The organism is Nitrospirota bacterium (assembly GCA_016207885.1).
GTDB lineage: Bacteria > Nitrospirota > Thermodesulfovibrionia > UBA6902 > UBA6902 > JACQZG01.
Window position 1 is genome coordinate 21,538 of the sequence record JACQZE010000025.1, and the last position, 14,726, is coordinate 36,263.

Annotated in this window: 9 protein-coding genes; 2 read left to right on the plus strand and 7 right to left on the minus strand. The window is 46.9% G+C overall.

The genetic code is table 11. From position 1 onward, the window contains the following. Positions 1–3 precede the first annotated feature (3 nt). The 5 genes from gspG to HY807_10775 all read right to left on the minus strand — a co-directional run bounded on the left by gspG (position 4) and on the right by HY807_10775 (position 6,662). Entirely contained in the window at positions 4–447 is a 444-nt protein-coding gene (gene gspG, locus HY807_10755; GenBank protein ID MBI4826879.1) for a type II secretion system major pseudopilin GspG, read from the minus strand. A 52-nt stretch (positions 448–499) separates the two neighbouring features. Then, entirely contained in the window at positions 500–1,720 is a 1,221-nt protein-coding gene (locus tag HY807_10760) for a type II secretion system F family protein (GenBank protein ID MBI4826880.1), read from the minus strand. Beyond that, positions 1,720–3,444 carry a type II secretion system ATPase GspE gene (gene gspE, locus HY807_10765; protein ID MBI4826881.1) on the minus strand — a complete coding sequence of 575 codons (1,725 nt, stop codon included), beginning with the start codon at positions 3,442–3,444 and terminating at the stop codon, positions 1,720–1,722. Before gspE ends, HY807_10760 begins: the two co-directional genes overlap by 1 nt. Before the next feature lie 17 nt (positions 3,445–3,461). Then, the gene (gene gspD / locus HY807_10770) at positions 3,462–5,654 is read right to left on the minus strand and encodes a type II secretion system secretin GspD (GenBank protein MBI4826882.1); all 2,193 of its coding nucleotides are present in this window, start codon (positions 5,652–5,654) and stop codon (positions 3,462–3,464) included. 189 nt (positions 5,655–5,843) lie between these two features. Then, on the minus strand, positions 5,844–6,662 hold the full coding sequence (locus tag HY807_10775) for a hypothetical protein (protein ID MBI4826883.1): 819 nt from the start codon (positions 6,660–6,662) through the stop codon (positions 5,844–5,846). 293 nt (positions 6,663–6,955) lie between these two features. Here HY807_10775 and HY807_10780 point away from each other — a divergent pair, with 293 nt between their 5' ends. Beyond that, positions 6,956–11,278 carry a hypothetical protein gene (locus HY807_10780; GenBank protein ID MBI4826884.1) on the plus strand — a complete coding sequence of 1,441 codons (4,323 nt, stop codon included), beginning with the start codon at positions 6,956–6,958 and terminating at the stop codon, positions 11,276–11,278. A gap of 73 nt (positions 11,279–11,351) precedes the next feature. After that, positions 11,352–12,776, plus strand: a complete 1,425-nt coding sequence (locus tag HY807_10785) for a M48 family metalloprotease (GenBank protein MBI4826885.1) — start codon at positions 11,352–11,354, stop codon at positions 12,774–12,776. 16 nt (positions 12,777–12,792) lie between these two features. Here the strand turns inward: HY807_10785 and HY807_10790 are convergent, their stop codons facing one another. Continuing rightward, on the minus strand, positions 12,793–13,437 hold the full coding sequence (locus tag HY807_10790; protein ID MBI4826886.1) for a metal-dependent transcriptional regulator: 645 nt from the start codon (positions 13,435–13,437) through the stop codon (positions 12,793–12,795). Between the two features lie 9 nt (positions 13,438–13,446). Then, complete coding sequence (gene amrS, locus HY807_10795) at positions 13,447–14,454, minus strand: AmmeMemoRadiSam system radical SAM enzyme (GenBank protein ID MBI4826887.1); 1,008 nt, start codon at positions 14,452–14,454, stop codon at positions 13,447–13,449. Positions 14,455–14,726 lie beyond the last annotated feature (272 nt).

Consider the following 14,726-nt stretch of genomic DNA (forward strand, 5'->3'; position numbering starts at 1 on the left):
GGCCTAATTGGCCTTCCAGCTGACTATGTCGGCATTATCCCCTTCGCCGCCTTCTGTTGCGTCTGCGCCGTAAGAGTAGATATCATAGTCGCCATGGCTTCCGGGTGAGATATAATGATAAGGATTCTTCCACGGATCACTTGGGACTTCCGCCTTTTTAAGATACGGGCCGTTCCATTCAGGGATGCCTCCGGGCGCGGTGATCAGAGATGAAAGCCCTTCTGAGGTAGAAGGATAACGCCCTACATCAAGGTAGAATGAATCAAGCGCTATCTCAAAATAGCTGATCTGCGTAGCTGCCGCCTTATTCTTTGCCTGCCCTATCTTGCCCATGAACCTCGGCAGGACAATAGCTCCCAGCAGGCCCAGTATCACCATGACCACCATCAGTTCAAGAAGTGTGAACCCTTTTGCCTTCCCTGATCTTTGCTTTGATATATTCCCCATAATAACCTCCGGTATTTATTTTATATGCGCCTTTATAAAATCCATCGCAAACCTAAAACGGCAATTCATTAATAGTCAGCATTGCAAGAAGTATGGAGATCAGTATGAAAGTAACTATGACCCCCATGGCAAGTATGAGTATCGGGCCGAAGAGCGTAAGCAGCCGCTTCGTAGTGATCTTGACCTCAACATCGAACCGTTCGGCTATCTTGATGAGCATGTGGTCGAGCCTGCCGGTATCCTCTCCTATGGTGACCATGTGAACCGCCAGAGTCGGGAATATGTCGTTGTTTCTCAGAGGCTCGGATATCCCCCTTCCCTTTCTCACAGACTCCCTTACTGATGCTATTATATTGGACATCTTTTCGCTGCCCAGCGCTCCGCCGACTATCTGAAGCGAGTTCAATATCGGCACGCCGCTCGCCAGCAGGGTTCCCAGGGTTCTTGCAAAACGAGAAACTATGATCTCTTTGAAAAGTTTGCCTATAACAGGCAGCCTGAACCTGAAGGAATCCCACCAACGCTTCCCCTGTTCGCTCTTCAGATAGGCCCTTGCGGTAACAAAAGCCCCTGAGGCAAGCAGCAGAAATGCCCACCAGTAATTCCTGAACCAGTTGCTGACAACAAGCAGTATCTTGGTAGGCAGCGGAAGTGTCGCTTCCATATCGGCAAATATCTGCGTGAACATCGGCACTACGAAGGTAAGCAGGATTACGATAGTTCCGCCCCCGACCACGGTAAGTATCGCAGGATAGATGAGCGCGGACTGCACATCATCCTTCATCGTCTGGGTGCTTTCAAGGTATGAGGTCATCTTTGATATCGTATCTTCAAGAAATCCGCCTGCCTCTCCTGCCCTTACCATATTGACGTAAAATGCCGGGAAGACCGCCGGGAACCTTGAAAGCGCGTCTGAAAATGACTTGCCGTTCCTGACATGGTTGAGTATCTCATCAACGATATCTTTTAACGCCTTCTTCTCTGTAAGCTCCGACTGGATGGATAGAGATTTTTCAAGGGGAAAACCCGCCTCAAGGAGCACGCCGAGCTGGTATGTGAAGTTCATCAGGTCCTTGCCGCCGACACCTGACCTTACAGGAGATAAAAGCTTTGACAGAATTCCGTTTGTTGCTTCTTTGGCCTTATCAACCTTTAAAGGGAAATAGCCCATCTCCTGGATGCGCTGTACGGCAGTGCGTTCATCATCAGCTTCTATCGTGCCTGTGATATCCCTGCCGTCTTTTGTGGTCGCGTCGTAAGAGAAAGTCCCCACTAACTGCCCTCCTGCGTCACCCTCATGACCTCTTCTATGGTGGTGACCCCCTCTCTGACCTTCTGCCATCCGCTCTGTGAAAGGGTCTGCATGCCTCCTGCGATAGCCTTATCTCTTATGACATCGGAGCTTTCCTTATCAAGTATCATCCTGCGTATCGCCTCGTTCACCTTCATCAGTTCAAAGATGCCGATCCTGCCTCTGTATCCGGTCTGCCTGCACTCGACGCAGCCTGCGCCATGATAGGCAGGGGCATCGCCGAGATTGGGCCTGACCTTGTCCATGAGCTGAACAGGCGGGGTAAAGACCACTTTACATGCAGGGCAGATGACCCTGACAAGCCTCTGCGCGAGAACGCCGATGAGAGATGAGGATACAAGAAAGCCCTCTATCCCCATATCAAGAAGCCTTGTTACAGCCCCGGCTGCGTCATTGGTGTGGAGTGTGCTGAAAACGAGATGCCCGGTCAGGGCGGAGTGGATGGATATCTCAGCCGTCTCAATGTCCCTTATCTCACCGACCATGATAATGTCAGGGTCCTGACGCACGATATGCCTGAGGCCGTTGGCAAAGGTGAGCCCTATCTTCGGGTTGACCTGTATCTGGTTTATGCCGTCGGTCTGGTATTCGATAGGGTCCTCTATGGTTATTATTTTTTTGTCTTCAGAATTGATCTTGCTCAATGACGCGTAAAGGGTTGTCGTCTTGCCGCTTCCGGTAGGGCCTGTTACGAGGATCATTCCATACGGAGTGGTGATCATGCTCCTGTAGTCCTCGAGCGTCTTGTCCGGAAAACCGAGATACCTGAGGTCTATCAAAGAAGCTCCGCTGTCAAGTATCCTCATGACTATGCTCTCGCCGTGCGCCGTGGGCATGGTCGATACCCTGAGGTCTATCTCCCTGCCTGATACCCTGAGCTTTATCCTTCCGTCCTGCGGAAGCCGCACCTCAGCGATATTAAGCCTCGACATTATCTTTATCCTTGAGATGACCGCGGCCTGTATCCTCTTCGGCAGCAGCTCCACCTCGCTCAACGCGCCGTCTATCCTGTATCTGACCTTTACATTATTCTCAAACGGCTCTATGTGAATATCACTTACCCTGCTCTCAACAGCGCGGGTCAGGACCATATTGACAAGCTTCACTATCGGCGCCTCAAACGCCATATCCCTCAAGTGATGGACATCTTCATGCATCTCAACGGCATCTGTCTCTACATCTTCCTCCCGCATCCCCTCCATTATGCTCGTCATCTGCACGTCAGTGCCGAAGTACTGCTCTATCGCTTCCATGATATCCTTGCCGCTGCTGAGAGCTATCTCCAGCTTCTTATCGGAAAAGCTCATGATGGAACTCAGCGCGTACTCATCAAGAGGGTCAGCCATGGCGAACTTTATCGAATCAGAGCCTGAGCCAATGGGCACAAGATGGTACTCCTTCATGAACTTTACGGTAGGATAATTATCTTCAGGAAGCATCTTGGGGAATTGAGAGAACTTAAGGAACTTCAGCCCTAACTGGGAAGCAAGCGCCTCCAGCATGTCATCTTCAGAAACGAACCCGAGGCTCACGAGTATCTCGCCGATGCGGCGGTGGCTCCTGCCGGGGGAAGACTGCTCCTTCAACGCGATATTCAGCTTCTCGGGAGTTATAAGATTTTTTTTGACAAGTGTTTCGCCAAGCAGGCTGTCACTCTTTTTTAATAATGAATTTCTGAGTGCCATGGCGTGGAGTTACCCGGCTATTCCAGGGTATAAGGTTTGAATATATCTGACCCGATATCATCCTTCCCGGACGATCTCTTCAGGTTTTTGAGCTGTTCCACAAAATCACTTGTGACCATATCCGCCTCGGTCCTGTTCGTCACAACATGAGGCGTCAGGAAGATGATAAGTTCAGTCCTGGTCTTTGTCAGCACAGTATAGCGGAAGAGGCTTCCGAGATAAGGTATCGCGCTTAAAAGCGGAATGCCCTGATACCCGTTTTCGTTGCTCTCCTTTATTATCCCGCCTATTGATATGCCGTGGTTATCAGGCACAACAACAGAGGTCTTGGTCAGCCTGGTTGAAAACGCAGGGTAGCTGAAACCCGCCTGTCCGACAACTACGTTGGCAAGCTTATCAGAGACCTCCTGCTCGATATTGAGGACGACCGTCTTTTCATCATTAATGCTCGGCTTGATCTTAAGCTTTATGCCCACGGTCTTATATTCGATATTCTGAGTGGTGCCGGTGCTTGTGCCGACCGTGGTGCTTGTTGCGGTCGGAATATCGCTGCCGACCTCAATGCTTGCCTCTTCCTTGTCCATTACCAGAAGCCTCGGGCTTGAGAGGACATTGAGCTTTGTCGTGCTTGCAAGCGCGTGTATCATCGCAGAGATCCGGTCAGGATTAAAGAGTATTAACGAAAGGCCGGTGGAACCGTCCCCCAATACCGGCGCCGCCTCGATCAATGAAGGGGCGATGGTAGGGCTGGCGCTGTTCTGGGCAAGACCGTTATATGTGTTGCCGTCGATATTGACGCTGCGCAATAAAGACCATTGAATCCCGAACTGGTTTGTATTGTCAAGATTTACCTCTGCTATGACAACCTCGATCAGCACCTGTTTCGGATACATGTCAAGCTTCTTTATCGTTTCGCTGATCTCCTTGTATACTCCGGGCGAGGCGAGTATGACGAGCGAGTTTGTCGACTCAAAAGTATCTATCTCTACCCTGCCGGATTCGACCGTCGACTGTGAAGATGATGACTGCGCTCCGGCGGATTTCGTGGTTTGGGCGGTATCCTTCCTTGTTGTCTCTCTTGCCTGGGTGGTTTCGCCGACAGTTCCTACCGCCGGGATCGAAGAGCTTTTCTCATATATGGTCTTCAGGACAGCGGCTATCTTTTTGGCATCGACATTCTGCACATTGTAAACAAATATGTTCTGGCCGGTAGTGACCTCGTCATCAAGTTTATGTATCCATGCCTCAACAGTCTTTAGAAGCCCGGGGCCTGAAGAGAAGACAACAAGGCTGTTGAGCCTTTCAATAGGTATAATGGCAAGGCCTTCCCTGCCTATATTGAGCGCGTTTATGATGTCGGACAGCTCCTTGGAAAGGGTGGCGACATCAGAGTTCTTGAGCCGGAAGAACTGCATTCTCGTGTTCTCAAATGCGTCGATATCAACCTCATCTATGATCTTAAGGACATTCTTGATGTTTGACGCAAGGTCATTTATGATGAGCATGTTGAGTCTCGGGTGCGGGGTGATGGTTCCTATCTTTGAAAGCATATCCTTAAGGAGCGGCGCGATATCCTTGACCGGGATATTCTCCAGATAGATAAGCTGTGTTATCGGCCTGTCCCCGTAAGGCACTGTCTTTGCATCTTCATACGGAAATATCTCAAGCGGGTTCTGTCTCGCCTCAGAGCTCTGGATCACCTTGTAGAAACTGCCTGACTTCACAAGCGACAGGTTATTAACCTGAAGGATGGATTCAAAGACCGAGAAGACCTCGCTGACAGGTATCTTCTCTGCAGAGTGGATCGTTATCTTGCCCGATACATTTGTACCGAGTATAAAGTTCACTTTGGTTATCGCACTTACAGTTGCAAGGATATCCTTGATCTCAGCGTCATCGAAGTTCAGGATCATGAACTCTTCCTCTTCAGCCGTATCGCCGGGCTTTGTGAAGAATGCCCTGATCTGATCGGGAGTCATGCTTGAAGGCGGAAGAATAGGCGGTAAGGCCGGCCTTTCATTAAGGAGCTGTTCCTCCTCGGTAAGCGCCTCTTCAGTAACTACACCCTGTGTTGTGACCGTATCTTTTAAGACCTGGCCTTTAGTCTCGGAAGCAACCTGCACTTCCGTGACAGGCTCCTGGGCAAAACCGGCCGCTGCTGAAAAGAACAGAACAGACAGAAGAATGAATATATTTAATAGTCTTCGCATTATTGTCATAAGTATATAACACTATTTATTCAAAAAAAAGTATAGCAGATAGTTTGATGCCATATCAAATTAGTTCAGGCTAATCAAGAGAGTTTGCCGTTTCCGAACCGGAATAAAAACAGGCGGGTAATGTGCCCCCGCCTGTTTTTATTCTGAAACAAATATTCAATTGAAAGAATTCAGCCTTCTCTATTTCCTTCTCCTCATTATAAAAACACCTGAAAGTGCCGCGGCCCCGAACAGAGCAAATGCTGGAACGGGATATTTGATGCCGTAGACCAGCGGGGTAAGCACAGCCCTTGTTGTCAGTCTCACAGCGTTGTGCTCCTGAATGAATCCTGCGACAGGCGGTGAATATTTATAATAAAATTTCACGAATGCCCTGCCGGCCTTGTTCGTCAAAAGGAAATTATCCCTGAACTTTCTGAGCACCATAACATTTTTATCAAGATAGCTCCCGTAAGCCGCGGTTGCGATGAAACAGCCTCCTCCGCCGCTGCCTCCTGTGTCCGTGGCGGCAGCGCTGCCTGCAGCGACATCTAAAGAATATTGAGCCAGATCCGAGTACTCCAAAGGAAGCACAGCTGGAAGAAATCCGAAAGTCTCCGGCCCTGGTGTCAGAACTATCTCATTTGGCAGATACTCCCTTTGCGCGCTCTCATCCCAAACTTTTATAGTAAGAGCTTCACCAGCCTCAGCCCCCTCATCAGTGCCGGCAGTCGCCGGAATATTGCCGTCAACAATTAAAGTTCCATACTCTCCAACGATTGTAACTGTAAAAGCCCCTATCAAGTTATCCCCGGAATCAAATACAGCTATCTCATCCCCGACCTGGGCGTCAGCACCGGCGATCTGAAAATTGCTGCCGATAAGCCATAGTAGATTAGGGGTAATAGAAAGTTGGACATGTGGATAGTGGCCTGTTGCAGCTGCATTGGAAGTGAATATTAATAGTGTGACAAAGGCAAAGGCGGATAATTTAATAACTTTTAAAAAACCTGTATTCATCAGAATCGATCTCCTTTTGATGATTATTGTCTGAATTGTCATAATTTTAACACAACTTCCCAGAATTTAATACATTTTTATACGGTTTTTATACGGTAAGTTACAGAAAATATAAGATTCAGACGGATTTTCATATATGTCTATTATATATAAATAGGGTAATAAGGCCCTATTTATGAAAAAAATACTTGACATATGAGCCTGTTTGATATATTTTTTATAAACATCAATTATCCAACGATACCAATTAACAATAATAAACTAATTAATACTAACACCTTTAAGGAGGAGAGATGAAAAAGTTGAGATCAGCAGGTTTATTTCTAATGGTAATGATGGCAGTGATCTTCTTGGCGAGCCCTGACGTCTTCAGCAAGCCGCTTACAAATGCGGACAACCCGTGGCAGGGCAAGGCAAGGCCCGGCTTTATGGTTGGCGACGGCGAAGTTGAGAACGACTACTTTATTGACCTGTTGATGCCTATGTGGGGCAACAACAACGCGCTCTTCTTCTTTAACCCTCATTTCAGATACGACGACAATGACGGCAATGAAGAGAACCTCGGGCTCGGATACCGCCGCTTCATCATGGACGGCAAGGCCATAGTCGGCGGAAACCTCTTCTGGGACTCAATGAGAAGCGAAAACAACTTTAGATACGAGCAGATAGGTTTAGGCCTTGAGGCTATGTCAGATATTGTTGATCTCCGCGCAAACATTTACTATCCATACGGAACAACCAAAGAGCGTCTCAACTCAATAGATAAATATGAGTTCGGCAATACAGGCCTGCTTGTCCATGAAGGATATGAGGAAGCGATGAGCGGCGCTGATGCTGAAGTAGGTGTTCTTGTTCCTGTTATCTCCGACACTGTTGAGACAAGGGTCTTCGGCGGCGGGTACTGGTACGATTCATCAATGGTTGACAGCGTAAAAGGCTGGAAGGTAAGAGCAGAGATAAGGCCGATGCAGATCCTTAACATCAACATTGAAGTGAAGGACGATGACATCAGAAGCGCGACATTCATAGGCGGATATCTTGACCTGCCCTTCTCATTCGGCGACATGCTTGCCGGCGAGAACCCGTTCAAGGGAGCATCAAAGCTGACAGGATTTGGAACAGGCACAAGGAGCCTCAAAGAGAGAATGACAGACAAGGTAGTAAGGGACAGGCATATTGTCGCAGTTGCACAGCCGGATGAAGACACAAAACGGGTACTTGACGAGAACGGCGAACCGATTGAGATGATCTATGTTAACTCTGACAATGACGCAGCAGGCAACGGCACATACGCCAATCCATACCAGGACATAGCTGACGCACCCGGCGATGTGCGTTATCTGGACGGCGCGTGGGTGTATGTATTCTGTGATGACAATGAAGCAGGCTGTACGCAGAATGATGTATCAATCGAGCTTATGGACAATATGGTACTCTGGGGACAGGGTTACAGGCATGCTGTATACGGCATCGGCGGCGGGGTGCACCCGATACTTGACGGCATAGGAAGCGGAGGCCCGGTGGTTACTCTGGCAGACAACAATGAAGTCATGGGCCTCACACTTCAGAACGGCACAAAAGGCATCTTAGGCTATGACATCCAAAACACCAACATCCATCACAACAATATCATAAACAACAATGGAGACGACTCCGGTATTCATATTGAAAATGAGTTCAACGATGTTTCAGGCATGCACCTCACATACAGGTTTGACAATAATGTCATTACCGATAACTACGGCGACGGACTGTATCTGTACAATGGTCTTTATAATGATTTTGCCGGTACTCTTGACGATGTAAGCATCACAACAATACTTACAAATAATACCTTTGGAGAAACTGATGATGGCAATTCCGATAATGGCGCTTATATTTATAATGAGATCTATACAAATGGCACCGGCGATGCTCCAATAACCAACGCAAATATTACCGTCACCGCCAGCGACAACACCGCCACTGATAACAGCGATGACGGCGTTTATGTTGACAGCGAGATCTGGACTGATGATTTTAACAGCCCGATCACCAATGCCAGCATAGAACACACATTTACCGGCAATTCATTTTATAACAATCAAAACGGCGCAGACATTAATGCGTATATTTATTCTTACGGACAGGAAAGTCCTATATACGGGTCTGATATTATTTCAACTTTCACAAACACCACAGCCAGCGGCAACGGCGAAGACGGAGTTTATGACTATAACGAAATATGGACAAGCGGGCAAACCAGTGAAGTAGTCGACTCGAGCATAACAACTTCATTTACTGACAATGCAAGCTCCTTTGACGATAACGGTGAATCAGGTATTGATATTGAGAGCTGGATAGGCACCGACGGGTACAACAGCCCTGTTTATTCTGATATTGAAGGTGGCGAGGTTTTTATCAGAAACACCGTGACAAATAACTCTGTGTCCGGAAACGGCCTCGACGCTCCAAGTGCTGGCGATTATGACGGTATTGAGGTGGAAAGCTGGATCGGAACAGAGAATTCTTACAGTGATGTAAATGATGCGTATATCTACAACACGATTGAGAACAACATGGTGGATGACTCTGTAAGCAATAACGGCATATGGTCCGGAAGCAATATATATGCTGAAGGTTACAGCAGCGACTTAACAAATGTCGGCGTCACCAGTTACTACACTGACAATACGTCAACAAACAGCTACGGCGAGAACTTTGATATTGAAACAGATATATATACTGAGAACGGCACCATAGATACCGCTGATATAGATAACAACATTAACGGCAACACCGCAACAGGGAGCAATGACAATGACGGGATTGAGGTTCTCAGTTATATTTATACCGGCAACACTTGCGGCGGCAACTGCGACATCAATGATGCTAATATCGATAACTATTTCTCAAATAATACATCAAGCGGGAACTCCAATGACGGTATATGGAATGAAAGCGAGATCTACACAGAGAGTTCTCTCAGCGGCATAACAGACGCAAGCATAACCAATACATATGAGAACAACGATGAGACGATAAGCTGGAATGAAGACCACGGTATTAATGGTTTCAACACTATATATACCACCGGCTATTCCTCTGATATCAGCAATGGAGATATCACGAACACATTCAATAACAATGAGATAGCTGATAATAATTTAGACGGTGTCTACCTGGACAATGAGATCCACACTCAAGCAACATACAGCCGGATATCTGATTCTGATATTTTGAACGAATTTGAAGGCAACACTATAGGTAATTTAGATTCCGGTAATCAGAATAACGGCGTCCGGATATATGAGAACTTTATTTACACAACATATGATGATGCGGATGTAACAAACTCCACCATCTACAATACCTTTACGGATAATACTATTCAGGACAATAACGGCTACGGAATCTACCTCGGCAATTCAGGCAACTATATTGCAACATATGCCATGGGAAGCGAGATAACCGGAGCTGAACTGTCAAACAGTTTTATCGGAAATGATATCAGCAGCAACGATGACACCGGTGTATACCTGGGAGAACAGTTTATATATGATGCTTATGGTTCTATAGACGATGCAAGCATTACAAACTATTTTGAGGACAATACGATATCAGATAATAATGGTGATGGTGTCTATTCTTATCAAAACTATATAGAAACCAATACAAACGGGGCATATATAAACAACGCTCACATCTATAACACATTCCAGGACAACACTGACACAATTAGCGGCAATAACGGCAGCGCCATCTATTTTAACGAAAACTATATATATACTGATTATGACTTTACCCCTATATCACTCTCCAGTATAGAGAATACCGTCACTAATAACACCATAACCGGAAACAACGGCGACGGGGCATATTTCTACAACTGGATAGCCAATGATGATGACGATGACAGCCCGATATCTGATACAAACATCATAAACCTCTTTGAGGACAATGTGATGACAGGAAACAACGGTGATGGTATTTATCTGGAAAACTACATTTATACTGATTATGAGGATAGCAGCCTTGATAACGACAGTATCCAAAACACATTCACAAATAACACACTGACCGGCACAAGCTCAGACCAGTACGGTATCTATGTATATAGTGAATTCGCAACCGATGATACCGACAGCGAAATACTTAACTCGGATATCACCGACTCATTTACTGATAATGTGGTCACTAACTTCTATACCGGCATTTGGGCAGGATCCAACCTTTATGACTACGAGGACACATACGGAATCGTCACAAGCCTCTTCTTCCAGGGTAACGTAGTTGCAGACAACAGAGATGACGGGCTTGTGCTCGGATATGACATTAGTGACAACCCCTGGACAGGCGGAGTGGATGCAGAATATGATGACTGGTATCTGGCACACTTCACCTTTGACCTCGGCAACGGCGAGCTCGACTCCCTCGGCAATAACTCATTCTATGGAAATACCGGTGTTGCCCTGTTCCATAATGTCTCTAATCCCTGGAGCGGATGGCTGCCTGCTCAAAATAACTACTGGGGTTCAGCAACTCCTGACTTCCCGTCTCTCATAGGCGGTACCTATCTTGAGGATTATACAAGCACGTTCCCGTACTTTGAGACAGACCCGAATCCGATACCGTAATTAAGTCTTAAACTCAAAGCCCCGGGCATCTGCCCGGGGCTTTTTTTATCACTTTTCATAGAGATATATGACGATGATTAATATAAAGAAAGTTAAAGGGCTTTTATTATGTATCATCTTTCTTTTCGTATCCTCCTGCGCCGTCAATCCCGTGACCGGCCAGAACGAACTGATGCTCGTGAGTGAAAGCCAGGAGATACAGATAGGCAAAGAGACGGCTCCGTCCATGAGATGGGAATTCGGGGGCGAATACAGGGATACTGAATTAGAAGCATACCTCGGAGGCATTGCTGCGGAACTCTGGAAGAACTCGGAGAGGCCCAATTTGCCGATGAAGTTCTATATACAAAACACTTCCATACCAAACGCATTCGCCCTGCCCGGCTATGTCGCTATCACGAGGGGGCTCTTAAGCGACATGGATAACGAGGCTCAGTTTGCTGCTGTGATAGGGCATGAGATAGGCCACGTTATGGCAAGGCATACTGCGCAGAGGCTCTCACGCATGACACTTCAGCAGATCGGACTTTCTATCGGTGCCGCAGCTCTTGAGGGAAAGACCGGCAGTGACGCGCTTCTAAGCGTAGGCGCAATAGGCAGCAGCCTCTTGCTGCTTAAATACGACAGAGAACAGGAGATACAGGCAGACAGGCTCGGTGTTAGATATATGTCCCGGCTCGGTTATAACCCTCACGAGGCCATAAGCGCGCATGAGGCTCTGGAAAGGTCTGTTAACGGCTATATGCAGAGAGCAGGCATAAATGAGAAAACGAGTTCGCCGATAGCAGATATGCTCTCTACACACCCGAGAAAAGAGGTTCGCCTCGTAGAGATACAGGATATGATAAACGCTCTGCCTCCTTATACTGTCAAGGGCGACGGCGAGTTCAGCAAACGCTTTCTGGATGCGGCAAAAAGAATGCGGGAGATAAACAGGATATATTATATATATGATGATGCCGAGCGCCTTTATAAAGAAGAGGACTTCAGCGGTGCAGAGGCAAAGCTAAAAGAGGCGATAAAAAAGAATGAGAGCCAGGCGCCTTTCCATAATCTGCTCGGCATGATCATGCTCAGGCAAAAGTCATACTGGAAGGCAGAGAACAGCTTCAGACAGGCTCTCTCTCTTAACCCGGAATACCAGCCTGCTGTGTTCGGCATGGGGCTGATAAATTTTTACCAGGAGAATTATTCAGCGGCGATAGACAAATTCAACTTAAGCCTGAAACTTTATCCCGGCCATCTGCCGACGCACTTTGGGTTAGGAAAAAGCTACTACCAGCTGAAACAGTACAGAAGCGCCATACCTCATCTCAGTGAATTCGCAAATGCAGTGCCAAAGGATCCTGAAGTGCACGGGATGTTAGGCATATGTTTTGAGAGCGCCGGTCAGATTGACCTGGCGATAAGAGAATACGGATATCAGATCCAGGCCGCGCCTGACACTCAGCTCGGCTACCACGCTAAAAAAAGGCTCTCGGCACTACGGAAGAAATAAGCAGTTGTTCTCTTCTTTATACCTGCTTCACATATATCTCTTCAGCTATGACAGGATCGATAGCCAAAGAGGTCTCATCTATCTTAAGAATGAATGACGGCCTCTTCTGCTTCAGCTTGATTATGCTTCCCGGCACTACGCCCATTGATGTGAGCCGGTCTATTCTCGCCTCCTCTTTCGGGACAATGAAGACTATCCTGGCTTTTGTCCCGACATCAAGCTCCTTAAGCTGCATGACAAGAGGCCTCACAGCCTTATACCTTGAACAGCAGTCCCCTCTCGGAATGGGTTTGCCATGCGGGCAGGTAGGAGGATGCCCGAGGAAGGAGCATACGCTTTCAGTGACTGACGGCGACAGGAAGTGCTCGATCTCGCACGCGGTATCCTCAGTCTCCTGCATACTGACATCAAGCACATCATGAAAAAGCCTCTCCGCAAGCCGGTGGCGGCGGGTCAGGTCCTGTGAACGGCTCTCGCCTTTGTCAGTGAATTGAATAATATCACCGGAGACAGTTACAAGCCCGGCATTCTCCATCTTCTTAATGACGTCAGGCGCGCTGCTGTCGGCGATCTCTTCGATCACCTTTGAGCAGCTGTTGCTCCCCCGTTCTCTTAATGCCCACATCAATTCAAGTATCTCATCTGCAAGCTTACTGATCATATGCCTGATTCACCTCCATACCCCTTCTATCTTTTCCATACATTTTAAACAATGTGCATCCTTTATTTTGTTTTCCAGTATCTTATACCCTGAACGACTGATAAGCAGTTCTCTGCAATTCGGGCAATAGGTGTTCTCACCGCCCTCCCCCGGGACATTTCCTTCGTATACATATCTTAAACCATTGGCATAACCAATATCACGCGCATGCCTTAGTGTTTCTACAGGTGTCCTCGGCTGATCTAAAAGCTTATATGTAGGGTAATACCCTGTTACATGCCAGGGGATAGACGGGTCAACAGCCCTTATATGTTCAGCCATGGCTGTCAGCGTGCTTTCCGAATCATTATATGAGGGGATGACAAGTGTCGTAACTTCAACCCATACGCCAAGCTCCCTCATCAGCCTGATAGTATCAAGCACAGGCTTCAGCCTTGCGCCGCAGACCTTTTTATAGAAATCGTCATCGCCTTTAAGGTCAATATTTATTCCATCAAGGAAAGGAGCTATCACTTTAACCGCCTCAGAGCCTGTATAGCCGTTACTTACAAAAATATTTTTAATGCCCCTCTCATGCGCAAGCTTTGCGCAGTCATATGCAAATTCAAAAAAGATCGTCGGCTCGGTATATGTGTAAGAGATGCTCCTGCACCCTGACTTTTCTGCGGCATCCACAACCTGCTGAGGGGAAACCCGGCTTCCCGGGATGTCCGAATGTTCTTTGGTATGCTGCGCAATATCAAAGTTCTGACAGTGCAGGCATCTGAAGTTGCAGCCGACTGTTGCGATGGATAGAGAAGTTGAAGAAGGAAGAAAATGAAAGAGCGGTTTTTTCTCTACAGGATCGACATTCATTGCTACAAGCTTGCCGTATACCAGGCTGTAGAGAAGGCCGTCAATATTTTCCCTTGCTCCGCATATGCCGCGCCTGCCTTTCTGTATAAGACAATGGTGAGCGCAGAGATAACATCGCACCTTATGCTCCTCTTCCTTACTATAGAACATCGCCTCTTTCATAGAGACATTATATCACATAAAAATATCAGCGCAGTAACCCTGAGATGAAGCAAACAGGGACGCGAATATGACATTCTTTTTTTCTTTTTGTTTAACAAGAAGAAAAAGTTTTTTAACTTTTCAAAAAAAATATTTTGATGAGCATCATTTTTCTCTTGACAAGAATTAAATAATGTTATATAAAATTTGTAACAACATTAATCAAAGTTGTAATGATCATTGACATTAAAACAGTAACTGCCGCAAAAACACAGATGAAAATCTATTTTATT

Excerpts from the sequence above, each read along its gene's own strand:
- gspG (MBI4826879.1), bottom strand. The coding sequence starts at position 447 with ATGGGGAATATATCAAAGCAAAGATCAGGGAAGGCAAAAGGGTTCACA.
- gspE (MBI4826881.1), bottom strand. The coding sequence starts at position 3,444 with ATGGCACTCAGAAATTCATTATTAAAAAAGAGTGACAGCCTGCTTGGC.
- gspD (MBI4826882.1), bottom strand. The coding sequence starts at position 5,654 with ATGCGAAGACTATTAAATATATTCATTCTTCTGTCTGTTCTGTTCTTT.
- HY807_10775 (MBI4826883.1), bottom strand. The coding sequence starts at position 6,662 with ATGAATACAGGTTTTTTAAAAGTTATTAAATTATCCGCCTTTGCCTTT.
- HY807_10780 (MBI4826884.1), top strand. The coding sequence starts at position 6,956 with ATGAAAAAGTTGAGATCAGCAGGTTTATTTCTAATGGTAATGATGGCA.
- HY807_10785 (MBI4826885.1), top strand. The coding sequence starts at position 11,352 with ATGATTAATATAAAGAAAGTTAAAGGGCTTTTATTATGTATCATCTTT.
- HY807_10790 (MBI4826886.1), bottom strand. The coding sequence starts at position 13,437 with ATGATCAGTAAGCTTGCAGATGAGATACTTGAATTGATGTGGGCATTA.
- amrS (MBI4826887.1), bottom strand. The coding sequence starts at position 14,454 with ATGAAAGAGGCGATGTTCTATAGTAAGGAAGAGGAGCATAAGGTGCGA.